Source organism: Bacillus sp. z14 (2026) (assembly GCF_058313575.1).
Genome location: NZ_JBZFQK010000001.1, coordinates 549,730 through 575,099, shown reverse-complemented (window position 1 = coordinate 575,099; position 25,370 = coordinate 549,730). Strand labels below are relative to the sequence as shown.

23 protein-coding genes and 1 other RNA gene are annotated in these 25,370 nt (G+C 37.7%); 20 read left to right on the top strand and 4 right to left on the bottom strand.

Annotated features, from left to right (window positions below):
* The first annotated feature begins 105 nt into the window (after positions 1-105).
* The 8 genes from AC4G3O_RS02635 to AC4G3O_RS02600 are packed head-to-tail and all read left to right on the top strand — an operon-like array spanning position 106 to position 7,626.
* Positions 106-1,086: a helix-turn-helix domain-containing protein gene (locus AC4G3O_RS02635; protein WP_490551329.1), complete on the top strand. Its 981-nt coding sequence runs from the start codon at positions 106-108 to the stop codon at positions 1,084-1,086.
* Positions 1,079-2,245 carry a Gfo/Idh/MocA family protein gene (locus AC4G3O_RS02630; RefSeq protein WP_490558122.1) on the top strand — a complete coding sequence of 389 codons (1,167 nt, stop codon included), beginning with the start codon at positions 1,079-1,081 and terminating at the stop codon, positions 2,243-2,245. The genes AC4G3O_RS02635 and AC4G3O_RS02630 overlap by 8 nt, the downstream gene beginning before the upstream one ends.
* Positions 2,242-2,736, top strand: a complete 495-nt coding sequence (locus AC4G3O_RS02625; RefSeq protein WP_491135770.1) for a hypothetical protein — start codon at positions 2,242-2,244, stop codon at positions 2,734-2,736. The genes AC4G3O_RS02630 and AC4G3O_RS02625 overlap by 4 nt, the downstream gene beginning before the upstream one ends.
* Entirely contained in the window at positions 2,733-3,701 is a 969-nt protein-coding gene (locus tag AC4G3O_RS02620; RefSeq protein WP_491135769.1) for a Gfo/Idh/MocA family protein, read from the top strand. The genes AC4G3O_RS02625 and AC4G3O_RS02620 overlap by 4 nt, the downstream gene beginning before the upstream one ends.
* A 15-nt stretch (positions 3,702-3,716) precedes the next feature.
* Positions 3,717-4,577 (top strand): sugar phosphate isomerase/epimerase family protein, encoded by an 861-nt coding sequence (locus AC4G3O_RS02615; RefSeq protein WP_491135768.1) that lies wholly within the window; start codon positions 3,717-3,719, stop codon positions 4,575-4,577.
* A gap of 23 nt (positions 4,578-4,600) precedes the next feature.
* On the top strand, positions 4,601-5,845 hold the full coding sequence (locus tag AC4G3O_RS02610; protein ID WP_139891753.1) for an ABC transporter substrate-binding protein: 1,245 nt from the start codon (positions 4,601-4,603) through the stop codon (positions 5,843-5,845).
* 11 nt (positions 5,846-5,856) lie between these two features.
* Positions 5,857-6,786, top strand: coding sequence for a carbohydrate ABC transporter permease (locus tag AC4G3O_RS02605; protein WP_139891754.1), 930 nt, complete (start codon positions 5,857-5,859; stop codon positions 6,784-6,786).
* A gap of 12 nt (positions 6,787-6,798) precedes the next feature.
* Positions 6,799-7,626: a carbohydrate ABC transporter permease gene (locus tag AC4G3O_RS02600; protein ID WP_139891755.1), complete on the top strand. Its 828-nt coding sequence runs from the start codon at positions 6,799-6,801 to the stop codon at positions 7,624-7,626.
* A gap of 262 nt (positions 7,627-7,888) precedes the next feature.
* On the opposite strand, the gene AC4G3O_RS02595 is transcribed toward AC4G3O_RS02600, so the two are convergent.
* Together AC4G3O_RS02595 and recU are read right to left on the bottom strand one after the other, a co-directional pair.
* Entirely contained in the window at positions 7,889-10,633 is a 2,745-nt protein-coding gene (locus tag AC4G3O_RS02595) for a transglycosylase domain-containing protein (RefSeq protein ID WP_491135767.1), read from the bottom strand.
* Positions 10,634-10,669: 36 nt separating this feature from the next.
* The gene (gene recU, locus AC4G3O_RS02590) at positions 10,670-11,287 is read right to left on the bottom strand and encodes a Holliday junction resolvase RecU (RefSeq protein ID WP_066107357.1); all 618 of its coding nucleotides are present in this window, start codon (positions 11,285-11,287) and stop codon (positions 10,670-10,672) included.
* A gap of 667 nt (positions 11,288-11,954) precedes the next feature.
* On the opposite strand from recU, the gene AC4G3O_RS02585 reads away from it, so the two are divergent.
* The 3 genes from AC4G3O_RS02585 (at position 11,955) to AC4G3O_RS02575 (ending at position 13,362) form a co-directional block, all read left to right on the top strand.
* The gene (locus tag AC4G3O_RS02585; protein ID WP_066107354.1) at positions 11,955-12,209 is read left to right on the top strand and encodes a hypothetical protein; all 255 of its coding nucleotides are present in this window, start codon (positions 11,955-11,957) and stop codon (positions 12,207-12,209) included.
* Between the two features lie 70 nt (positions 12,210-12,279).
* Positions 12,280-12,642: a YppE family protein gene (locus tag AC4G3O_RS02580; RefSeq protein ID WP_066107351.1), complete on the top strand. Its 363-nt coding sequence runs from the start codon at positions 12,280-12,282 to the stop codon at positions 12,640-12,642.
* A 66-nt stretch (positions 12,643-12,708) separates the two neighbouring features.
* Positions 12,709-13,362 carry a YppG family protein gene (locus AC4G3O_RS02575; protein WP_225983585.1) on the top strand — a complete coding sequence of 218 codons (654 nt, stop codon included), beginning with the start codon at positions 12,709-12,711 and terminating at the stop codon, positions 13,360-13,362.
* A gap of 33 nt (positions 13,363-13,395) precedes the next feature.
* On the opposite strand, the gene AC4G3O_RS02570 is transcribed toward AC4G3O_RS02575, so the two are convergent.
* Positions 13,396-13,836, bottom strand: coding sequence for an Hsp20/alpha crystallin family protein (locus AC4G3O_RS02570; RefSeq protein ID WP_066107346.1), 441 nt, complete (start codon positions 13,834-13,836; stop codon positions 13,396-13,398).
* 333 nt (positions 13,837-14,169) lie between these two features.
* Between AC4G3O_RS02570 and AC4G3O_RS02565 the strand changes: the two genes are divergently transcribed.
* The 7 genes from AC4G3O_RS02565 (at position 14,170) to rnpB (ending at position 20,688) form a co-directional block, all read left to right on the top strand.
* On the top strand, positions 14,170-14,952 hold the full coding sequence (locus AC4G3O_RS02565; RefSeq protein ID WP_066107345.1) for an alpha/beta fold hydrolase: 783 nt from the start codon (positions 14,170-14,172) through the stop codon (positions 14,950-14,952).
* Positions 14,953-15,043: 91 nt separating this feature from the next.
* Positions 15,044-17,338 (top strand): DEAD/DEAH box helicase, encoded by a 2,295-nt coding sequence (locus AC4G3O_RS02560; protein ID WP_066107342.1) that lies wholly within the window; start codon positions 15,044-15,046, stop codon positions 17,336-17,338.
* Positions 17,328-18,629 (top strand): ribonuclease H-like domain-containing protein, encoded by a 1,302-nt coding sequence (locus AC4G3O_RS02555; RefSeq protein WP_066107339.1) that lies wholly within the window; start codon positions 17,328-17,330, stop codon positions 18,627-18,629. The genes AC4G3O_RS02560 and AC4G3O_RS02555 overlap by 11 nt, the downstream gene beginning before the upstream one ends.
* Before the next feature lie 290 nt (positions 18,630-18,919).
* Complete coding sequence (locus tag AC4G3O_RS02550) at positions 18,920-19,231, top strand: CotD family spore coat protein (RefSeq protein ID WP_491135766.1); 312 nt, start codon at positions 18,920-18,922, stop codon at positions 19,229-19,231.
* A gap of 68 nt (positions 19,232-19,299) precedes the next feature.
* Positions 19,300-19,854: an SLOG family protein gene (locus tag AC4G3O_RS02545; RefSeq protein WP_066107337.1), complete on the top strand. Its 555-nt coding sequence runs from the start codon at positions 19,300-19,302 to the stop codon at positions 19,852-19,854.
* A 73-nt stretch (positions 19,855-19,927) separates the two neighbouring features.
* Positions 19,928-20,236, top strand: coding sequence for a cell division regulator GpsB (gene gpsB, locus AC4G3O_RS02540; RefSeq protein ID WP_066107334.1), 309 nt, complete (start codon positions 19,928-19,930; stop codon positions 20,234-20,236).
* Between the two features lie 68 nt (positions 20,237-20,304).
* Positions 20,305-20,688: RNase P RNA component class B (gene rnpB, locus AC4G3O_RS02535), an RNA gene on the top strand.
* 144 nt (positions 20,689-20,832) lie between these two features.
* Here the strand turns inward: rnpB and AC4G3O_RS02530 are convergent.
* Entirely contained in the window at positions 20,833-22,077 is a 1,245-nt protein-coding gene (locus AC4G3O_RS02530; RefSeq protein ID WP_139891763.1) for an MDR family MFS transporter, read from the bottom strand.
* A gap of 105 nt (positions 22,078-22,182) precedes the next feature.
* Between AC4G3O_RS02530 and AC4G3O_RS02525 the strand changes: the two genes are divergently transcribed.
* Positions 22,183-23,832 carry an ABC transporter substrate-binding protein gene (locus tag AC4G3O_RS02525; RefSeq protein ID WP_181162013.1) on the top strand — a complete coding sequence of 550 codons (1,650 nt, stop codon included), beginning with the start codon at positions 22,183-22,185 and terminating at the stop codon, positions 23,830-23,832.
* Positions 23,833-23,952: 120 nt separating this feature from the next.
* Positions 23,953-25,092 (top strand): THUMP domain-containing class I SAM-dependent RNA methyltransferase, encoded by a 1,140-nt coding sequence (locus tag AC4G3O_RS02520; RefSeq protein ID WP_066107325.1) that lies wholly within the window; start codon positions 23,953-23,955, stop codon positions 25,090-25,092.
* The last annotated feature ends 278 nt before the right edge of the window (positions 25,093-25,370 follow it).

The window sequence follows — 25,370 nt, the reverse complement described above, 5'->3', positions numbered from 1 at the left end:
ACCTATCAAGAAGTCTTTTGATATTTAGAATTAAAGCCCCATTTCTTGTAAAAAAGGACTGAATTAGTAAAAAGTAGTACCTATATTAGGGAAATACTGTAATAATTGGAAATAAGTATTCTGAAATTTCCGATAAAGGTGGCGATTCTTCTGAGGGCTGATTTTTTTAAGAATATTTATCCACCGCAATATCTAATTGAAATTGAGAAGATTTTAACATTATATTATTTTGAGTTCTCTAAGGATTATCGGTATACGGGTGAAAAACATGATTTTTGGGAATTTGTCTATGTAGATAAGGGGAAGTTAGAGGTTTCTGCTGATCAAGAAGGCTACGAATTAAAAGAAGGAGATATTATTTTCCATAAACCGAACGAATTTCATAATTTGTGGGCGAATGGAATTTGTGCTCCTAATGTCTTAGTCATTAGCTTTGTTTGTAAATCTCCAATCATGTCTTTTTTCGAAAATAAAATCATGAGGGTCGCAACTGGAGAAAGAGAATTGTTGGCTAAAGTTTTAAAAGAAGCAAAAGATGTATTTCAGCCAAGTCTAGGAAGGATATATCGAGACGATATACGCCTGCCAAACCCTAGGGTTGGAGCGGAACAGATGATGTATTTGTACTTAAGTGAGTTTTTAATACGATTGATAAGAGATGAGACTTCGGAAATCAATCAGCAACGTGTCAGCGGAGCAACTAAGAAAAAGTTTGAAAAAAAGATTGTGAATGACATTATCGATTTCATGAATGAACGATTACATAAGCAATTATTTTTAGATGATATATGTACCCATTTTTTTCTTAGTAAGACATATTTGAAGAAAATATTTAAAGAAGAAACGGGATATACCGTGATGTCCTTCTTTAAGGCGCTTCGAATGGAAGAGGCAAAAGTCTTAATCAGAGAAAATAACTTGAGCTTTACACTTATTGCTCAAAATCTAGGGTTTGATTCAGTTCATTATTTTTCGAATTGCTTTAAACAACAAACTGGATTAAGTCCGAGTGAATATGCCAGGTCGATTCAAGCATTTGAACATAAATTGAGGCTGAAAGAAGAAGGGGAGAAAGCAGTTGATTAGGTTCGGAGTTATAGGATTAGGCAATCGAGGCAGTAAATTCGCTCTTCAGTCCCTAATTCCTCATCCAGAAATAGAAGTAGTCTATGTATGTGATCAACAAGGCACAAATTTTAACTTATTTGAAGAAAAACAAATTCGATCAACCACTGATTATCGAAACTTGCTAAAGAGCACGGAGGTGGATGCAGTTTTTATCGCTACTCCGGATGATACCCATGCTGAAATTATTTTAGAAGCGATAAAATTTAGCAAACATATTTTATGCGAAAAACCTCTAGATATTTCATTGCAAAAAATCTCTATGATTCGTTCCGCCTTAAAAGATTATAAAAAAGTTTTTCAGGTTGGTTATGTCCTGCGATACGCACCATTATATTTTAAAGCAAAAAGCTTAATAAGCAGTGGAATTATCGGCGATATATTCCTTGCAAATGGAACAGACCACATTAACTATGGTGGTTACGCATTCTTTCATGATTGGCATAGGCTTAAATCTAAATCCTACAGTTTATTACTTCAAAAGGCTACACATAGTCTGGATATTTTATCTTGGATGATTGGAGCCAAGCCGGTAAAGGTGGCAGCATTTGGAGGTTTAGAAGTGTTTGGTGAACCTGGGTCCATCAAAAAATTTGGATCTCCTTTAAAGGAAGAACTGCACTGTCGAACATGTCAGCATAAATGGACATGTGAGGAGAGCCTAATTAATATCAAGAAGCATAAAGGAATTGAGTGGCAAGAAAGTTGGCCAGATCACTGTGTGTTTGATTCTGAGGTAAATGTAGATGATCATCAGGCTCTGCTAATTCAATACCAAAATCGAGCGAAAGTTACGTATACATTATGCCAATTTGCAGCTTATTATCGGAGGGAATTTCAGTTTTTTGGTACGAAGGGTGAGCTATACTTTGATGATGAGAACAATAGAATCATAGTTCATGATCGTTTGAAAAAAGAAAAGTTAGTCTACGAAATAGAGAATACAGTTGGCCATGGTGGAGGAGATGCTGAAATGATTTTGGATTTTCTTCATTGTATTCAAACAGGGGCTCAACCGCGTTCTAATCTGGAAAGTAGTTTCACCGTTTCTGAGCTAGTCATTGCTGCACAACAATCAATTGAAGAGGACAAATATATTGTAATGGAGGGTTCTCTGTGAAGTTAGAAGATCAAGCTGCCCTAAGAGAAGTCCGAGAAGGGAATGTAGGAAACGTTACCTTTATTCGATATAACTTCCATGCTCCAGAAAAACCATTTGAAATCATCACCCAGCATATAAAGGAAGCTTTATATTGGATATCTAATATTCATATAAATCAAGATTTGAAAGATATTAATACGTCTGCAAACCAAGAAAAAAATGTTTGGCTAATCACTTGTCAATTTACGGATAGGACGGTAGCTAACCTCTTTTTTGATTTTTCACTAAGTCGATCAATTTACATAAAACAAATGGAGATAGCCGGAACAACTGGGTTGTATGTGTTTGATTCGTCAGTTGAACAAGCTTTACAATCAGATTTTCTGCAAGTGCTTGAGATTAATCCTGAATATATGAAGGATGATCGTGTTGAGAAATGGTGGGGTAAAGCATTCCAAAGTCTTCAGACAGGGCAAGTGGCTTTGGTAGAGAAAGGAGGATCTTCATGAAAGTAGGAATCATTGGTTGTGCTCATATGCACGTGTATAGCTACACATTATGTTTAAAGACACTTGGAATTGAAATTGTCGGTATTTATGATCGGGATAAGGAGAAAATGTTTCAATTTAGTGAAAAGTATGGGATTTTCCCATATGAACAATTGGATGACCTTTTGCAAACAGATATTGATACGGTTCTGATCTGTTCAGAGAATGTGTTTCATTGTGAATATACTGTTTCAGCTGCTGCTTATAAGAAGCATGTGATTGTCGAAAAACCGATGGCACTTTCGGTTGAAGATGCTGAAAAGATGATTTCGGATTGCTACGCCGCTGGTGTTAAATTGATGGTTGCTCATCCAGTTCGCTTTTCTCAACCTATGCAGTCCTTAAAACAATTGATAGACGAAGGGACATGCGGAAAGCTAATTGCAATTAATGCCACGAATCATGGTAAATCACCTGGTGGTTGGTTTGTAGAGCAAAAACTCTCAGGCGGAGGAGCTATCATTGATCATACGATTCATATGGCAGATCTAGTAAATTGGTTTTTTGCTCCTCAAATAGATTCCGTATTTGCTAGAGGTGAGAATTTACTTGGTGAGTCATATGTGGAGGATACAGGGCTCTTGCATGTGACATTTACGGATGGGACATTTATGAGTCTGGATACATCATGGAACAGACCTAAAGAGTATCCAGTATGGGGTGATGCCTCACTTACATTGGTCACAGATAAAGGGTGGATTCACGCCGATGGATTTGGAAGAAAGGCATTACTCTACAATCAAAAAGCAAGTCCTGCTTTTACATATTACGAAGAAGATATGGATATGGCCATGATAAAAGCTTTCAAAGACGCCATTGATCAAAATATGCCTTCACCAGTATCAGGAGAAGATGGCCTATTCACTGTAAAGATGGCGAGGATGGCCTATCAATCGATTGAAAAAGGAAACAGAGTAATTAATTAAAAGGAGGCTGGGAAAGTGAGAAAAGGTATAAATAGCTGGTGTTTTTCACCTGATTTATCATTGGAAACTATTTTTAAAGTAACAAAGGAAGCTGGATTCGATTCAATTGAACTGAATATGTCTGAAAGTATGCCTCAGGATTCCATTACTTCTGAATTAGGCTTAATAGATAATCCAGCTTTAACCCTTGATACTACAGAGTTAGAGCTTGAGACAATCAAAAATTTATCAGTGACTTATCAGTTACCAATCAGTAGTATTGCGACAAGCTTACATTGGACATACCCTCTGACATCAAACGACGAGACAGTAAGGAAAAAGGGAATCGAAATCGCTAAGAGTATGATTGAGGTATGTGCTGTCCTTGGTGGAGATACTGTATTAATCGTCCCTGGTGTTGTAACCGAAACAAATAGTTATGATGACTGCTATGACTTGGCTCAATCGGCTCTAAAAGAATTAGCTATATATGCAGAACCACTCGGAATTGTTATAGGTGTGGAGAATGTTTGGAATAAATTTTTACTTAGCCCACTTGAGATGCGTCGTTTCCTTGATGAAATCAATCATCCTTCGGTAAAGGCTTATTTTGACGCAGGAAATGTGTTGCAATTTGGCTTTCCAGAGCAGTGGGTGCGCATTTTAGGTGAACGAATCACGAAGGTACACATTAAAGATTTTCGCCAGGATATAGGGAATATACGTGGATTTACGGGTCTTTTAAGCGGAGATATGAAATGGTCGTCTCTTATGGAGGCTCTAAGAGAAATAGGATACAACGGGGATGTGATTTGTGAGTTAAGTCCTTACAAAGAAAACTCGATACAACTAGCATATGACACCAGCAATGCTATGAAATATATATTAAGCAAGTAAGACCAAATTAAAGGGGGATATTTATGAAAAAGGAAGTAAAGTGGTTAGCAGTCTTTTTCTTGATTATCAGTGCAATGTTGGTTGGTTGTTCGAATGATTCTAAGTCCGATGCTAAAGGGGACGGAAAAGAAATTACTTATGCTTTATGGGATAAGGAGCAAGCGCCAATTTATGAAGAGCTCGCAAAAGAATTTGAAGAGGAAACAGGTATTAAAGTAAAGTTTGAAATCACACCGTGGGCGCAATATTGGACAAAATTAGAAACAGCCATAACAGGAAATAATGCCCCAGATGTTTTTTGGATTAATTTCCCGCGTGTACCTGATTATATTGATAATGAGGTTGTCCTTCCCTTAGATGACATTGAATTTGATAAAGATAAGTTCCCTCAACAATATTTGGATTCCTATACAAGAAATGGGAAGCTATATGCAATTCCAAAGGATTTCGATTCACATGCACTTTACTATAATAAAAAGATTTTCGATGAAGCAAACATTGCCTATCCGGATGACACATGGACTTGGGATACATGGAGAGAAGTAGCCAAGAAGCTTACAAATAAAGACAAGAATATTTATGGCATGGCTGCGCCAGTAACGTGGCAGGGTGGATATTATGAAACGTTATTACAGAGTGGAGGAGCTCCGTTTGCTGAGGATGGGACAAAGTCTGGTTTTTCTGATTCAAAAACGATAGCTGGCGTACAATTTTGGTATGACTTTGTTAAAGAAGGATCCAGTCCAACAGTTGAAGAAATGGCTAGTACGACAGTATCCGAATTGTTTTTAAATGGACGTATTGCTATGACTCTGGATGGTTCTTATATGGTACCAACGTATTTTACTGATGAATACGGGATAGAGAATATTGATGTGGCACCTATGCCAAAAGGTGAAATCCGAGCTACAACGTCAAATGCCTTAGCGAATGCTATTTCTGCCAAAACAGAAAATGAAGAAGCTGCTAAAAAATGGGTTGCTTACCTTTCTACTAAAGAAGCGAATGAGCATACCGCTAACTCAGGAAAGGTTCTATCAGCCTATGAAGGCTCACAAGAGGGATGGATGAATGCTTATCCAGATAAAAACCTAAAAGTATTCATAGATGCTGTCGAGTATGCAGTACCGCTTCCGAATAAGAAAAATAACTCAGCTGCCATTGCAATTGAGGCTGATATACTAACAAAAGCATGGACAGGTGAAATAACAGTGGAAGAAGCGTGTTTAGAATTGGCCAAGCAAGCGGATGAACTATTGAAAAAATAATCGAGTAGGGAATGATTGATTTGGCAAAAAACGACGGTAACGTAATCCCTTATAAAAGATCGAAATATAAGAGAAGAGATATATTGGCAGCTATATTTTTTATCGGCCCTCTATTTCTTGGATTGTTCGTTTTCTATCTTTTTCCGATGATTCAAAGCGTTTTCTATTCATTTACAAAATGGGGCATGTTCGGTGGAAATACTTTCACCGGACTTGCTAATTATAAGAAGCTAATTGGAGATGGAGAAGTATTATCAGCTTTGAAAAACACCATAATCTATTCTATATTTACTGTACCTATTTCGATGGTCATTTCATTATTAATCGCAACTCTTTTAAATAACAAAATAAAGGGTGTATCTTTTTACCGGGTTATCTACTTTCTTCCGGCTGTTACGATGACATCTGCAGTCGCTATGATTTGGAAATGGATGTATAACTCAGACTACGGAATTATAAATCAAATCCTTGCTCAGGTTGGTATTCAGGGACCAGCTTGGCTGACAAGCTCAAACACAGCCATGATTTCTTTAATTATTGTAGGTATATGGAGTTCCCTTGGTACTTCAATAGTTATATTCTTAGCTGGATTACAAGGAATATCGAGATCTTTCTATGAAGCGGCAGAAATAGATGGGGCTGGTTCCTTGCAAAAGTTTTTTAAGATTACGTTACCGATAGTAACTCCGACAATCTTTTTTAGCTTGATTACGTCGCTGATTTCTGCACTGCAGGTGTATGACTTGATTTTTCTAATGTATTCCCAGACTAATCCGGCTCTTGAAAGTGTCCAATCCCTGGCCTATTTATTTTATAAGCATGCGTTTATATTAAATGACAAAGGATATGGCGCCGCTATTACCGTTGTTTTATTACTTTTAACTATGATCATTACCGTTATTAATTTTGGATTTCAAAAGAAATGGGTGCATTATGAATAAGAGGTGGACAAGATGATGAAGAAAAAAAACAAAGGAAAATGGGTTGTTCACGTATTACTTATATTTGGTTCCATTATGATGGTGTTCCCCTTTATTTGGATGGTGCTAACTGCACTCAAGACAAAAAGTGAATCAATCAGTATTCCTCCAAAGTTTTTTCCTGAAGTTGCCCAATGGAATAACTTTAGCGACATCTTTACACTTTTACCTTTTAGTCAATATTATTTAAATACTTTCGTTTCTACGGCGGTCATCACATTAGGACAAGTGTTTCTTTCTGCAATGGCGGCTTATGCCTTTGCACGAATTGAATTCCCCTTTAAGAAGACATTATTTATCCTGATGTTATCCGTTTTAATGGTTCCTGGGCAAATATTTTTACTTCCACAATACTTAATCATCCAAGATATGAATCTATTAAATACAATTCCAGCTTTATTTATTCCAGGTCTGTTTTCAGCTTTTGGTACATTTTTGCTGCGACAGTTTTTTATGACAATCCCAAAAGAATTGGAAGAGGCCGCCGTTATTGATGGTTGCTCCAGGTTACGTATATTTTTCAGTATTATCCTGCCTTTGTCTAAACCTGCGCTCATTTCAGTATCGATTTTTGCGTTGCTATATGGCTGGAATTCTTTGCTTTGGCCGTTGATTGTAAATACATCCCCAGACAAAATGACGCTATCTGCGGGCTTGGCAACTCTAAACGGACAATATGCTACTAATTATCCTTTAGTGATGGCTGGATCATTCATGGCAATTATTCCACTAATTATCGCCTTCTTTATTTTCCAAAAGCAGTTTATTGAAGGGATTGCATTAAGTGGATCAAAAAATTGATGTAGTAGTAATTGTATCTTTTGAGGATTGGAGTATATTGTGGTGAAGCAGGGGGGATGAAATAAAGGTGACTTCTGCAGTTAGATAACTTTATCTATAGGCAGAGTTATCTATTGTGATTAGTTTACAGTAGAAAGTTATTCGCATATATAGCATAAAAAAATGCACTTCATTGTTAGAATAAGTCTAACCATGAAGTGCATTTTAGTTGTTGTTTATAGGAATTTGAAACTTTTCATTTCAAAATGTTCTGGTTTACGGTTTAGGCAATTTTACGTATATGTCTAGGCATTTCTTGAATAGCAGGTGGAATCAGATAGGAAGTTTCGTCAGGCTGGGAAGTACTATTACTTCTCGCAGCAGGCTGTTCTTGCCCATCCTCATCCTGTGGTTCTGGCTGGCCTTCACCAGGGTTAGTACCTTCGCCAGGATTGGTGCCTTCACCAGGGTTAGTTCCTTCACCAGGGTTAGTTCCTTCGCCAGGGTTGGTGCCTTCGCCAGGGTTGGTGCCTTCACCAGGATTAGTACCTTCTTCAGGATTGTTACCTTCATTCGGATCTTCTTCATTACCTGTGCCATTGTCTGGGTTAGGTTGGTTTGGATCCTCTGTATTGTCCTCAGTCGGCTCTTCAGGCTGTTCTTCCTCCTCTGGAGCAGCTTCAGGAATAGAAACAGATGTAGATGCTGAGTCACTCTCCTGGCCGTCTACAGTAGCTGTTACATAGAACGTATACTTTTTCCCGGCTTCTGGAGCATCGAGACTAAAGGAAGTTTCCTTTGTAGTGGTTAACGTTTGTCTGTCTCCGCCATCCACGGCAACCTGAACATTAAATTCTGCGTCATTAGAAGAATCATATTTCCAGCTCACGTTTATTCGATTAGATGCTTCATCAAAAGCAGCGTTGAGACCAGAAGGCGCATTTGGTTTTGTATATTTTTCTGATGTTTTAGTAGGTTCATGTCCCTTTACAAAGTACTCATATACAATTTGATCACTTGGTGTATATTCACTTGCTTTAGCGTTTGTTCCTTTTTCAAGGGCAACTTTGACAACCGAACTTGGCTGTTTGAAATTATCAGTTGTCACATTCTCAGACATTTTGCCCATCATTGTTTTAAAGATTTTTGCGGCTATTTTTGTTTCCTGCTTACTCATCGGATTTTTTAATTGTTGATCATAGCCCGTCCAAACAGACATGGTGTAATTCGTTGTATATCCAATAAACCACGCATCCGGTGAACTGCTCTTACTAATATTATATTTTGCCCGGTCTTCTGCAGAGTAGTTTGTTGTTCCTGTTTTTGCTGCAATGTGAAGACCTGGAATATTGGCTGCAGTTCCTGTACCTTTAGTCACAACATCCTGCAAAATGTTTGTAATCATAAAGGCTGTATAATCCTTCATGGCAACTTGTGGTTCCGGTGCCGTTTCAATAACAGTATCATTGTCTCTTAGAACTACTTTTTTTACGACATGCGGTTTATTATAGATACCCTCGTTACCAAATGCAGCATAGGCACCTGCCATTTGTAGAGGGGATGCTGCTTTGTCTACACCGCCGATTGCGGATGCTTCGTAAATTTCCCCAAAGTCAACACCTAATTTTTTTGCAAATTTACCAGCTTGATCTTCACCAACCTCTTGGAGTGTTTTAACGGCAGGGACGTTAAGTGATTTATAAAGCGCCTCACGAATCGTTACATTCCCTTTATAGGTACCCGTTGCACTACCAATTGATTGTCCGGAACTATATTTATATGGTTCATCTTTAATAATATGAGCAGTCGACCATTTCAAATATTCAATTGCTGGACCGTAATCAAGAATTGGTTTAATGGTTGAACCCGGCTGCCTTGTTTTTAAATCTGTTGCATAGTTAAAGCCACGGGCTACTTCTTGGTTTCTTCCACCGCCCATTGCGTTGATTTCTCCGGTCTTTGTATCCATAAAGACCGTCCCAGCCTGGAATTTATCATTCGGGTAGTCGATATATTTATCGCTATTCAGTATTTCCTCCATTAGTTCCTGTGCATCAGGATCGATGGACGTATATACCTGAAGGCCATCTGTGTATATATTGTAGTCTCCAATTTCTTCCACTTCATCGATGACTTGATCAACAATAGCATTATATTTTGTGTTTGTTGTTTTCTCGCGTTTTTCTTCTGGTACTAAGCTATCTTCAACACTTTCGGCTTGCGCTTTTTCGTGTTCTTCCGCAGTGATGAAACCTGCTTTTTCCATTAGTTTAAGTACGATGTTTCTTCGTTTTTCCGCTTTTTCCGGATACGTAAACGGGTTGTAATTATTTGGGCTTTGCGGCATACCTGCCAGCGTGGCAGCTTCAGATAAGGTAAGCTCATTCAATTCTTTGCCAAAGTACAGCTTGGATGCTGTGGAAAACCCATGGACTCCGGATGACATATATACTTTGTTAACATACATTTCAAAAATTTGTTCTTTAGAATATTTTTGCTCAAGTTGAAAAGCAAGGTACATTTCCTGTACTTTACGTTTAATCGTTTTTTCTGATTTAAGGAAAGAGTTTTTCACTACCTGCTGGGTAATGGTGCTACCTCCCTGAGAGCCGAAGCCGCCTGTTATGTTTCCAATTAAAGCTCCGCCAACGCGAATAATATCAATTCCATGATGTTTATAAAAACGCACATCTTCAGTTGCCAGGATGGCATTTTCCATCAATTTAGGAACATCCTTATAATCGACGTAATCTCTTGTTTCTGAGCCTACTTCTGTATATATATCTCCGTTTTTATCATAGATTTTCGAAGAAATAGGATCAATCAGGGCGCTGTCATCAATCTCAGGAGCTGTGACAGCCCAGTATGCAAAAACTCCTCCAACTGAAATACCTGCAATAATAAATAGTGCAGCTAAAACAATTAAGGTTCTTTTTAATAATGATTTTGATTGTTTCTTTTGTTTTTTATTTCTTTTGGAATTTGCATATTTTCTTTTTTCTGTCCTTGTTTTATATTGATCTGACATTGTGTTACATACCTTCCTTTCAGGATAAAGGACCATTTAAAATAGTTGGGTACCATATTTTTTGTCAATTATCTTAATATAGTCAATTCTTGGTGAAAACCCAAGCGGAATCACTTCACCTGTATGTTCAATATCCTTTTTTGGTATAGATTTTCTACCGCCAGATAGCATCTCTTCCCAATAATAGATCAGTGTCTCAGCCGGTAAATAGTAAATTTCCTCTGTTACACTGAAGCGCATAATAATAAAGGCTATCCCACCATGTTTAATGATATTGCGCATATGGACAATTTGGTGTTCATGAAAATTCTTTAAAGGGAAAGAGGTTGTTTGTCTGGTTTCCTTCGCTTCAAAGTCAATGTATCTGCCTTTATATACACCATTATAATCCGTTGTGGAGGCTTGCTTAAAATAGGCTTCTTTTATGACTGCAGCGCTCCTCTTAGGATAAGACACATTAACAATCTGAACGGGTGTTGGCTTTTTGTGAACAATTGCGATGTTATTCTCTATATAATAAAGATTTGTTTCGTTTAAGTCATCCTCCAATGTCATTCCCCGATTAGAATAATTCACTTTTTTCTGTTTCAGTACTTTGCTGCCGGTTTTCGCAATCGGGTTATATTGTTTTCCATTAGGATATTTTATAGACATAGTATCCCTCCAAGCCCATCCTTATCATAACAAAAATAGCATCAAAATTGTAAAATTCATTATTACTTACATAGAAAGTTTAAATAATTAGTACAGATACTCATTTATGTAATTTTATAATAAGATAAACGTGTATTTCTCTTTCAATAAATACTAAATTGATAGAATGTAAACGAAACTAAGGCACTTCGAAGTTTATAATAAATTGGCTGGATTCGTCAAAGGTACTTTTTAGATAAAAAGGTTAGAGTATATGATTATATAGAAGAATGTTATCGAGGTCATCTTTTAAGCGACATAAGTGAAAGAGAATAATAAAAAGCCGGAGAATATAAAATCCTCCGGCTATTAAGTAAGTGGTAGCTAATGTTTTAAGTTGATGGTTTATCTGGACCATCTAGTTTTGGATTGCCTGTATGCTTGCTGGATGCGTTATTGCTTTTCTTTTTTTTCTCTTGAGCAGCTGATGTATTTTTCTTCATGACTACACCTCCTATTCATTAGGTTGTCTATGTTTAGAGAGTTTATGCAAGTTGTCGAAGGAAGCATTTACGTGCGCCGTCTCTGTTTTCTTTGCCGATACTCTTCTAGTTTTGTCGTCTATGAAGGGATTGAAATAGTTAAATCGAAACCTTAAGTGTATAAGAATGAGGAAAGGGTGAGGTGCATGAGTTCCAAAGAAAATATCATCACATTGCTAAGGGAATTGGAGCAGGAAATAATAGCCCTTGAGGAAGAAATAATTAGAAAAACAGATAATGAAGTAAATGATACAATAGCCGAGTTCACGTATACAATCAAAACTGAAGCCAGGAAGATTGATATGGATATGGCAGATATTCAAATTAAAATGAATAATTTTATTGATGATTACAAACATGATACACAACTGTCTATATTGAAATTGGCTCATTTAACGTAAAATACAAGATAGTATCATTTTTTCGGAAATTCTGTTTAGATTAGGTAAAAAGAACAAGGGTGTAATGTAAATGAAAGATAACTTTTATCAAAAGACAATCGATTTGATAGAAATCGTTAAAGATGCTGAAAAAATCTATAGAGAAGCACGCGAAACGGAAGAGCGTGCAGATTTCCACACTGTGATTAAGCCGTTTGCCGACCATACTAAGCAGCTGGCAGATGAATGGCTTATTGAGGCTGAGCAATGGGTAGCTGATAAAAGACCTAAATATCTATCCCTCATGCAGATTAAGAATACCCATAATAATGTTTTACAAGTTTCTGTCCATTGTTACTTTCCGGAGTCAAGCAAGTCGAGATTCATTAAACATTGCAATGCAGCTTTGTTTGTACTCGAACAGATTCGGATGGAAGAAGTGAACGGGGAGTAACGGTATAGCACCCAATCCCAGATGCTGCATACTGTATAAGTATATAGTTAGAGCGGAGGGAGAGTTATGCTTAAACCACTTCTTGAGAAGAAAGCTAGAAGGCGTAATGGTGATTTTAATCCTTATTATGGAATGCCGGCTGCATCCCGCTTGCCTCCATATGAATATCGAAACATCTATCCGGCTGGAACTGGGGCTCCTCAAGTTCAACCACAGGGTAGTTGGGGGCCGGAGAGCATTCAGCAACAACAATTGAATCCTTTTGAAGGAAACCTTGCTTACCAACCCTACTATCCTAACCAAATGTATCAACAGCCATCCTTTAATCCATACTATATGGAGCAATATCCAGGAAGTATGCCAATGTCAGGCGGTATGATGGAGGATCAACATTTTTACGGCTATCCGCAGCAGGAAATGCCGAATCAATACCCAAAAGAACAGGTGAATCCATTTCAAAACCCATTATACTCTAAGGATGAAGATTTTTATCCTTTACAGCAGATGAATACAGCTATTACTAATCCATATCCTAAACAAAGCTTTATGCAAAAAAATCAGGGCAGTAATTTTTCATCGGTTCTTAATCAATTTAAAACACAGGAAGGCAGTATCGATTTTAATAAAATGATTGATACTGCGGGAATGATGTTAAATTCAATGAATCAGGTATCCAATTTAGTAAAAGGTGTAGGTTCTATATTTAAAGTAACCACATAAAAAACTGCCGGTTATAGATCGGCAGTTTTTTATTTATCGGATAGATATGCGTTTCTTTTTTGATTTGGGGACTTTGACTGTTAATAAGCCATTTTCGTGGCTAGCCTCAATTTGTTCTTCGTCAATTGGGTAATGGAATGTAAAGCTTCTCGATTTCTTTTGTTTTTCTGTAGCATAGATTTGATCGCCTTTATTTACTTTTCGTACAGTTTCATATGATATTGTTAATTTACTACCCGATATATCAATTTCAATGTAATTTTTGTCGACACCTGCGATAGGAGCTTGAATAATATAATGGGTTTCTGTTTCTTCCCATTCAACGGGAAAGCTTGCAAACATTTTTTGGTTCTGGAAAAAATCATCCATAGACTGTAATAGTCCGCTCCTTGTGTTCTCGGTTAACAAATCATCCATTTGTGAAATGAAGTTACGGAGCGGTTCAAATGCACCATTCTTCTTGTTTTGAGCCATATATTCTCCTCCTCTGATGATTCTATCTTTAGCATATGCAGGCTATTCTTAATTGTTAAATAATTAGGGTGATAAAGGAGTACGATGTAAACGAAGATATCATAGTCATTTGGCTATATAATGGCGGTTTTGCTTTATATTTAAGCAATGTTATAACAGGAGGGATAATGGTAAAATGAATGGGTAAATATAGAGAAAGTTTTAGAAGTTGAGCTTGTCTCTTTTTAATATCGAATCATACATACATGTAAAAGACTCCACCCTGAACGTAGAAAATATGCGGGGACGGATCTTTAGATTTAATTATCATTAAATGAAAAGGTGTGGAAGTAAATGGAGAATAATCTTGTGAAATTAGCTTTTAAGGAAGAAGGCGCTGGAAAGCCTATTATCTTACTGCATGGTTTTTGCGGAAGCAAGGATTACTGGGAAAAAGTGATTCCTTATTTAAGGAAATTCTACCGAGTAATTGCTGTTGATGTAAGAGGTCATGGCGAAACAGATACTACAAAGATTGGATACGATATTCATGATATGGCAGAGGATTTGTATAATTTCTTTATTGAACATGATTTAAAGGATGCTTATCTATTTGGTCATTCAATGGGAGGATATATTACCCTTGACTTTGTGGATCACCATCCCGATCTTATCAGCGGATATGGACTCATTCATTCCACTGCATTACCAGATTCCCCTGAAGCAAAGAAAAAACGGTCAGCAGGTGTCTCTACAGTAGAAGAACAGGGAGTTTCCTTTTTCGTTAAGGATCTGATCCCTAAATTGCTGTCAAAAGAAACAAGGGAAAACGAACAAGAGATGCTGAAAACTTTGTATGATATTGGCGTTGAAACGAGACCAACAGGCATCATCGGTGCTTTAAAGGCTATGAAAAATCGTGAAGATAAGAATTATGTGCTGCAAAGGAACGATATCCCAGCTCTTCTCGTAGCCGGTGCAAGAGATGAGGTTGTACCGATAGAGAAAGTATTTACTGTGAGCGGAGAGCATATTACACAAATAGTTATTGATAAAGCCGGGCACATGGGAATATTTGAGACCCCGGAGCAAGTATCCACGGCTATTACCTCATTCATAGAAAAAGTGAATCAATAATTGGAAGGTCGTATCTTGAAAAAGATGCGACTTTTTCCTTTTCAAGGGAACGTTCATTCGGTACAATGATGACAGAAATGAGGTGTGCATCATGTTTGGGAAGAAAAATTTAGTGGAGTTCATAGATGATTTTTCACAGGATGAACAATACAAAGACAATATTGCTTTTTGGCATACCATCGATGAAAAAAAAGCTACGTATTCACCCTTTCCAACTGAATTAAATGAAAAGTTAAAGTCTGCCCTTGAAAAAAGAGGGATTGAAGCTCTATACAGCCACCAGGCCGAAGCTTATAAATATATAAGAAATAATAAGAATATTGTGGCGGTCACTCCTACTGCTTCAGGGAAAACATTGTGTTATAACTTACCGATTCTCCAATCGATTCTTGAGAATGCAGATACAAGAGCTCTTTATTTATTTCCGACAAAAGCATTGAGCTATGATCAAAAATCTGAATTAGAGGAACTGATTGATGCTGCAGATGCAGATATTAACAGCTATACGTATGATGGTGATACACCGACTAGTATCAGGCAAAAAATCCGCAAAGCAGGCCATATCGTAATGACAAATCCGGACATGTTACATTCCGGAATATTACCCCATCATACGAAATGGGTCAGTTTATTTGAAAATCTGAAGTATATTGTTATTGACGAGCTTCATACGTACAAGGGAGTATTTGGAAGTCATACGGCTAATGTGATCAGAAGGTTAAAGCGAATTTGCCGTTTTTACGGAAGTGATCCGATTTTTATTTGTACGTCTGCAACGATTGCCAATCCGAAGGAACTTGCAGAACAATTAACGGAATCTAAAATGATCTTAATTGAGCGGAATGGTGCACCAGCAGGCAAAAAGCATTTTGTGTTTTATAATCCGCCAATCGTCAATAAACCTTTAAATATCCGCAGAAGCTCCATATTAGAGGTCAGAAAGATAGCTAGCACTCTTTTAAGGAATAAAATCCAAACAATTGTTTTTGCGCGCAGCCGTGTCCGTGTTGAAATATTGGTTACGTACTTACAGGAATTAATTTCGAAACAATTGGGACCGAAGGCGATTACGGGTTATCGCGGGGGATATTTGCCGACACAAAGGAGGCAAATTGAAAAGGGATTGCGAGATGGATCAATCTATGGGGTTGTCAGCACGAATGCACTTGAACTGGGCGTGGATATAGGACAGCTCCAGGCATGCATTATGACGGGGTACCCAGGCTCAATAGCCAGTGCCTGGCAGCAAGCAGGCAGGGCAGGAAGGCGTCACGGCGAGGCGTTGATTATCATGGTTGCGAGCTCCAGTCCATTAGATCAATTTGTCATCCAACATCCTGATTACTTCTTTAATAAAAGTCCGGAAACAGCGAGAATTAATCCTGATAATCTGGTAATCCTTGTTGATCATCTAAAATGTGCAGCTTTTGAAATCCCGTTTAAAGAAGGGGAGGAATTTGGCGCTGCAGAGGTTACGGAAATTCTGGAATATTTGGCAGAGGAGCATGTATTGCACAAAAATAAAGATACATGGCATTGGATGAATGATGCTTTCCCAGCACATGAAATCAGTCTTAGATCTGCTTCGCAGGAGAATGTGGTCATTATAGACCGAACTAATCCAAAAGTGCAGGTTATCGGAGAAACGGACCGATTCTCAGCTATGACTCTTCTACATGATGAAGCCATTTACTTACATCAAGGAATCCAATATCAGGTAGAGTATTTGGATTGGGAAGAAAAGAAGGCATATGTACGCGAGGTCAATGTGGATTACTATACGGATGCAAATCTTGCAGTTCAGGTAGATGTGCTGGAAATTGACCGAACAAACGTTAATCCGAAAAGTGAAACTACATTTGGAGATGTTTCCGTTCGAGCTATGGCAACCATCTTCAAGAAAATCAGATTTGACTCACATGAAAATATTGGTTCGGGACCAATCCATTTACCAGAAGAAGAAATTCATACGAATGCATGTATGCTCTCTCTAAAGGAAGGGAGTGTCGATTGGAAGGAAGAGCGGCTCGAGGAAGGGCTAATGGGTGCTGCTCACGCTCTGCGAGGCATCATTCCAGTCTATGTGCTGTGTGATCCGGGGGATATTCATGTTTACCCTCAAGTAAAGGCAACACATAACGAGCTTCCGACCATTTTTATTTACGATCATTATCCGGGAGGAATTGGTTTAAGCAAGCATATGTACGAAAACAGTGAACAAATTATTCAGGAGACGATTCAGGCAATTAGAGTCTGTCCATGTGAAAATGGCTGCCCATCCTGTGTCGGAATGGAAGGCACTGGCTCGTCTTTAAAGGAGGATTCCATTAAAGTGTTATCCATTCTTGGAAACCGAATGGCCGGTGACAAATTACATGTCCATTAAAAATAAACTAAACCGGATGAAAAAGCATTTGAATACAAATGTTGGCGAAGGCTCAAAAAAACGTATGGAAGTATGCTCTGAACCTGAACCCGATACACCTATTAAAAATGTTGTCATCCCTTTCTTTGAGCAATGGAGCGAATTCGGGGCCTTTCCTGTTATTTACGAGAATGAATATTGCCTAATCAGGGAGGTCAGCTATCCACTTAATTATCAGCATGGAAAGTATACATTTGATATGCTTCCACAAATTGTGAAGATTTGGAATGAGAGCGACCTAAAGCACCCTCTTTCCGCCAAAGGATTTGAAGCAAATCAAATGTTTTTCTTCGATACAGAAACAACCGGGTTAGGTGGCGGAGCAGGGACTTCCATCTTTTTGCTTGGATATGCTTTTTTGGAGGATGAGCATATCAAGGTCAGACAACATTTTCTCCCTAGACCAGGGTTTGAAATTCCGTTTTATAAGACCTTTTTAGAAAAAGTGAATTATGAGACGTTGGTCACCTATAATGGAAAAGCATTTGACTGGCCGCAAGTAGTTACGCAGCATACTCTTTTGCGTCAGCACTTGCCAAAATTACCGGATTTCGGTCATTTCGATTTATATCATGCTTCTAGAAGACTGTGGAAAAATAAATTGGATCGAGTAAAACTATCAGTTGTTGAAAAAGAGGTACTTGGTTTCGAGAGAAAGGATGACGTACCGGGATACCTGGCCCCTATCATTTATTTTGATTATGTTGATAGGCAGAATCCTGAAGCTGTCTTTAAAATAATGAAACACAATGAATGGGACATTTTATCTTTAATCACATTGTACATTCATTTGTCTGCCCTTTTATTAAACGATAAAACATTGGAGCATGAGGACTCATTTGAACTGGCAAGGTGGTTTTCTTATTTAAAGGATCGGGAGCGTGCTATAGGTTCCTTTGAGAAAGGAATTACTGAATCCAAGCATGATGAAGAACGCTTGAAGGTACTCTTTCATTTGGCAAACGAATATAAAAAAAGTAAAAATGAAGAAGCGGCAGTAAAGCTTTGGGAAGAGGCGAGCAATGCACAGACGCCAGTAATTGTTTGCTGTTCCCTGATTGAGCTGGCAAAATATTTTGAACATAAGAAAAAGGATTATGCTAAAGCTCTGAAATATTCAAAAAAAGCTTTGGTGAAAATTAGAGAATATTCATTTCATAAGCATGGTATTCATGAGAAATCAACCCTTCACCGCATCTCCCGTCTGGAGCGGAAACTTGATAATGAAAAAATTGGAATAAAAGAAAACTAAATAATGGTTGTTATGTTTGTGCATCCCATGTAAATTAATGTTATACACCTTTGTTAATTTGCAGAAGGAAGTGAACATAAATCGGATGTATAAGGTTGTCTTTTATTTATTCTTTGTTGTTATTGGGTTATCGATGGTAATTTTTAATTCTATTTAATTATAATGTAGCAGTTCTGATGCTGAAACATTTTTTTATAAACGGAAAATAGGTGATTGCCTTAGTACAGTCTTATCCACCTTTTCATAGTCTATTTATGTAAGCTATATAGATAATGAAAGGAGAGACGCGTATGTTCGGTCGTCGTCATCATCAACATCATTGTGGTCCTATTCAAGTACCAGGGTGTAACAAAGTGCAGGTGTGCCCACCGGTTTGCCACCAGCCGATTCAATTTGTTAAGGAAAATTGCTATACACATATAGTACCGCATGTGCATCCAGTTCAAACTCTTGAAGTGAATAAGCATGTGTATCAACATCAACATCATTTCCCACATTCTTTCCAAAGTGCCAATAGTGTTCATAGTCAATCTAATCAATTTGGTACACCAACTCCCCCGCGACCTGGTTGCTCAGGTAGTGGCAGTGGCTATGGCTTTTAAAAGTAAGAGGCGTAAAGCCTCTTCTTTTATTATTTAATGTATAATGTAATAAATGGATGTGAACTTATATGGGAAAAGTCGTATTCGTAACAGGATATAAGGCCCACGAGCTTGGTATTTTTGATCAAAATCACGAGGGTATAAAATACATAAAAAAAGCACTGCTGAGTCGCCTGTTAACTCTTCTCGAGGAAGGAATGGAATGGGTAATCATTACAGGGCAGCCCGGAGTGGAGCTATGGGCTGCACAGGTGGTCTTTGATTTGCAGGAAGAGTATCCAGATCTTAAGCTCGGTGTTTTATTACCCTATTTAAATCAGGAAGAGAATTGGAAAGAACCGGTTAAAGAACTGTATGAAGAAATACTGCTTCAGGCAGACTATGTGGAGGCTATTTCGAAGAAGCCATATGAAGGACCATGGCAGTTAAAGCTGAAGAACCAATTTATTGTCGATAAAAGCGATGAAATGTTAATATTGTACGATGATGAAAAGGACGGAAGCCCTAAATATAGTTGGTTTGAAGGTAAAAAGAAACAGAATAAACAGGATTATCCTATCATTCAAATAACATTTTGGGACCTGCAAAGTTTAATTGATGAGGCACAATGGGAAGATTATTAAGAGGGAAATTGACAAACAGCACTTTTTTTGAAAAAATATTATATATTAGTCGTATGAATTTGAGGTGAATAAAATGCTCTCAGATAAAACAAAGTTGACCGCAAAGGATATCTTAGAGAAAGAATTTAAAACGGGTGTCAGAGGATACAAACAAGAAGATGTTGATCAATTCCTGGATTTAGTTATAAAGGATTATGAGGTTTTTCATCAGGAAATTGAATCACTTCAGCAAGAGAATATGAAGCTGAAAAAACAATTGGAAGAACAGCCGAAAAGAACTGTACAACCAGTTCAGCAAGCAACAGGTACCACCAATTTCGATATTTTAAAACGCTTATCCAACTTAGAAAAGCATGTGTTTGGAAGTAAGCTTTACGAATAAAATATCTTCCAAATGATAACAGTTGTTTTATAGTTGAAATGAGGGTATAATGAATATTGCATGTGATAACGTCTGGGTAATCGCTGCAATGCAAATTGTAGAGGAAAGTCCATGCTCGCACAGGCTGAGATGCCTGTAGTGTTCGTGCCTAGCCCAATAAGCTAGGGCAGTCTGTTTCAGGCTGACGGCTGGGAAAGTGCCTAAGTTCTTTTAGAATATGGCACCGGTACCTATAAAAGTGCCACAGTGACGGAGCCTTTTTGGAAACAAAAAGGGTGGAACGAGGTAAACCCCGCGAGCGAGAAACCCAAATTTGGTAGGGGCGCCTTTCCCAAGGAAATGAACGAGGGGAAAGGGCAGACTCGTAGGAGTCTGAAGATAGATGATTACCACCGGAGTACGAGACATTCCAGTCGATTGCAGTACGAAGGAACAGAACATGGCTTACAGGACGTTATCTTGGAAATGTATTACCTGAATAAAACTACTTCCACTAAGGGAAGAATGAAAGGCTGCCGATTAGATCGGCAGCCTGTTTTAATGCGGTACTTTATGACAATCATTATGCTTCAGGTAAAGCTTGACTCAAATTATTACTATGTATTTGTCTGGATGTTTCTTTGATATTTTTCTTTATAAAAAAGGCTGAAATATACAAGAGAAGTTCCGACCGCAATAACCAGGCCGATATAAACGGACATCATCATCGGAGCGGCAAAAGCGCCTATTATGATGGTTGATCTTGCAATTAAGTCGGCGCCATTATAGGATATATTACTAAAAGCAGAATAAGAACCTCTTTTATCCTCAGGAATCATATTTGCCTGTTCAGTATTATAAACAGGTGAATACATCAATTCGCCAATCGTGGCAATAAACCCAAATAATAAGAGCATATACCAGCTATTGGCTGATGTAACAAATGTATACCCTACACCATAAATAAGCAGGCCAATGATTAACACACGTTTATTTGAAAAACGATTCGTAATATTGGAAACAATAAACGTTAAAAGGACGACTAATAACATATTTTCTATATTCATCAAACTTAACATTTGGACACCGCCAATTTGGTATCCGAATACGTTAATGACTTCAAAGGATTCTGATAATCGAACCCCAATATAACTATTTAGTGAGAATTCAGCGGAAAGGATAAACATGAATCCAAGTACGAGTTTTACAAAGCGAGTATCCTGAAGGGCAATTTTATAGTTATGAAGTAAATCAATCAGAAAGTTTTTATGTGATTGCTTTAACTGACGGACCGTACCTTCAATCAGCCAAATTTTATAAGCAATGGCAATGAAGGTGGATGTACACGTTAAGATGATAAATAATTCAAGTTGATGATTACTGTATAAAAGTCCTCCCATTGCTGCCCCAATGGCCATGGATAAATTAATGAGCCAATAATCAAGAGCATAAACAAATTTTCTTGTCTCTTTTGTAGTAGAATCCATAATAATTGCACTCATGCTTGGCCTTCCAAGACTACTTGAAATCATATATCCAACATAGCAAATTGCAAATAGCCAAACCCAGTCATTCTCAGGGATTAAGGTCAAAGTCATCATCAAAAACATGAAGGCACTTGTAGAGGAAGTCATTAATAAAATTTTCTTCCTTTTGAAACGGTCTGATAGATATCCTCCCAGCAGGTTAGCAACGAATGTAATAAGGACGGTAAAAATCAAGAAGACACCTGCCCAGATTTTGTTCAATTCATGAGCAAAATACAAAGCCATAAATGGCATCACAGAGCTTGATGCCATTCTGTTAAAAAAAGATGTGCCTAACCGTACTTTAATATTTTGTGGCAAATTCTTCAATTTCATATTGTTTTACCCCCTTTGTATCGATTATATTAAACTAGACTGATGCTTCTGAAAATAGACAATTAATTGATAAATGTCTACTTTTATGGTGAAAAGGGGTAGATGATGGAACCTAAACTACTGACTCTTTGGCAGCATATTCAAACGGGATATGTAAGACAGGCAGAGATAGCGGATTTACTCGAACTTAGTCCAAAGCAAACCTCCAGATATATGCAAAGATGGCATGAGGAGGGGTGGTTTAGATTGCAGCCAGGAAAAGGACGGGGACATTCAACTAAGATAGAGTGGGTCAAAAATGTGGAATCCATATATGAAAAAGAAATGGAATATATAATCAATCATGAATCAATTGAAAAAAGTGCAAAATGGCTAACTCTGCATTGGTCCTCTGAATGCAAACTACGTCTGATGAGACTCTTTCAAACTAAGCTTGGATTTAATGATGAGGGAAAGGATAAACTCATCATTCCTAGAAAGGATCCATTTTTGTCCTTTCATCCTCTTGAAGCTCTCGATATACATAGCGCTAACTTAGTTTCTAATATTTACAATCGCTTGATTTACCTGACTGAAGATAATGAAATATGGCCTGAGCTTGCTCATAGCTGGGAAAGCTCGAATCGCTTGTTAAGACTTTACATAAGAAAAGGAGTCAAATTTCATGATGGTTCCTACCTTTCAGCAGATGATGTTGTAAGGTGCTTGGAATCTTTGCGTGATCATCCAATTCACAGGGATATATGGTTTATTGTCCAAAGAATTCATTCCCCCGCACAGTATGTGGTAGAAATTAACTTGAAACAAAAGTGCAGCTATATATTGCATCTCTTAAGCACCATAAACTCAAGTATATATAAAGTAAACAATGGAAAATTAATTGGAACGGGCAGCTTTTATCTGGAAAAAAATGATGAAACAAAAACAATTCTTCGTGCGTTTGAAGACTATTACAAGGAAAGAGCTCTGCTCGATTGTATAGAATTTGTTCAGATGCCGATGGGGTTTGAGACTATTTATCGATCCTCTGTAAAAGAGGATGATATCGAAACATATAAGGTTGAGAGTGATTCAGGGTTTGGTATTGTGATTATGAATGCGTACCGCAATTCAGATATAAATAAGCAGGAAGTAAGAGATTATATCCAATATGTTATCAGTGCAAGGAGAAATGAAATTAATCAATTGGATCCAAAAATTATACCGAATCAAAGTGGTATTTTGCGCTCTCCATCTGACCCATACATAGTGGATCAAGTTCCATTTATAGAGGTATCCAAACCACTTGTTCTACAGACTACTCCATATACAGAAAAGCTTATCTTTTGGTTAAAGGGGATTTTGGAAACCGCAGGTATTCCTGTTAAATTAAAAGAGATCACGTTTGAAGAAAGTCTGCAAAATGGATATACAGATCATGGTACAGATTTTTTTATCCATGGAGAAGTATTTGAAATGAATCATAGCTTATCTTTTTTTCATTTTTTATTGTTGAGTTCCTCTCCGCTTGCCCAAGTCCTAGGAGATAAAGGAGAGCGATTCGAGATATTAAACCAGTATGCTAATACTCCTTTTGAAAAGTGGAGTGAGCTTCATGAACAAATGGAACGAAGATTAATGAAATCTGCTTTAATATTGCCGTTATACTATTCCAAACGAAGTGTACTGTTTTCAGATGATATTATGAATATTAGCATTAAGAATTTTGGCTATGCAGATTTTTCGAAGCTATGGATGAAACCAACCACAATTTAATGCGGTAATATAGACGAGAAATGCTGATTTGGTTTGCATTCAAAATGTATGAGTTGTATGATAAAAGACGCGAACGACTTAATTTAATGGAAAAGTAATATGATTAGATAGGGTGAAACAATGAAGATTACATTAATAGCTACAGCAGCAATGGGTCTTGAGGCGATTGTCGCACAGGAAGTACGTGACCTTGGGTATGAATGTACAGTCGAGAATGGACGAGTACTGTTTCAGGGAGACGAGCTTGCCATTGCCAGAGCCAATATGTGGCTTAGAACAGCAGACCGGGTGAAAATTCTTGTAGGCGAATTTAAGGCCTATACATTTGATGAATTATTTGAAGGTACAAAAAAACTTCCTTGGGAGAATTATTTGGATGTCACGGCTGAATTTCCTGTATCAGGTAAATCGGTCAAATCTAAATTATTCAGTGTTCCAGATTGCCAGGCGATTGCGAAGAAGGCCATAGTGGACCGCTTGAAAAAAGCATATAAAAAAGATGGATGGTTAGATGAAAATGGACCATTATATCGTGTAGAAGTATCGCTTTTAAAAGATAAAGCCACATTAACGATTGATACAACCGGCCCTCAGGCCCTTCATAAACGTGGATACAGAACAGGGCAGGGTGAAGCGCCATTAAAAGAAACCCTTGCAGCAGCATTAGTGAAGCTGACGAATTGGACTCCGGACCGTCCATTTGTTGATCCATTCTGCGGATCGGGTACGATTGCGATAGAAGCTGCGTTAATCGGCCAAAATATTGCGCCTGGATTTAATCGTGATTTTATTTCCGAAGACTGGCCTATTATTGATTCTTCTATTTGGGATAAAGTCAGAGAGGAAGCAGAAGAACTGGCCAATTATGATCAGGAATTAGACATTTCGGGGTTTGATATTGACCATAAGATGATTGAAATCGCAAAAGAAAATGCTATGGAAGCAGGACTTGGGGATTTAATTAACTTTAAACAAATGCAGGTCCGTGATTTTACAACGACCAAGGAATATGGCGTAATTGTTGGGAATCCTCCATATGGTGAACGCCTCAGCGATCGTCCTTCCGTTGAGAAAATGTATAAAGAGATGGGGGAAGCACTCCGTCCATTTGAAACTTGGTCTGTTTATATGCTGACTTCTGATGAAAACTTTGAGCAGTTTTATGGCAAACCGGCCACTAAAAAACGAAAGCTGTTTAATGGTTTTATCCGTACGGATTACTATCAGTATTGGGGAAAGAGACCGCCGAGAAAAGGTTGATATGACGTCATTTCCAGAGATATTAAATAACCTGATTTTACGTTTACCACATTATAGATTGACGATTCTTATAGAGTCGTCTTTTTTTTGTCTTTCTCATCTTTTTTGTGTAGGAGCTGATTATTTTATGTGGTCAAAAATATAATTGGTACATGCCTAATTGGTCTATTTTGCGGCGTCTTGCTATACAAATAATCATAGTCACTACTTCTCTTCTATTTGAAAGGAGTTGATTCTAATGCTTTGGACTATCGCTGTAGTATTAATCATCATTGCTT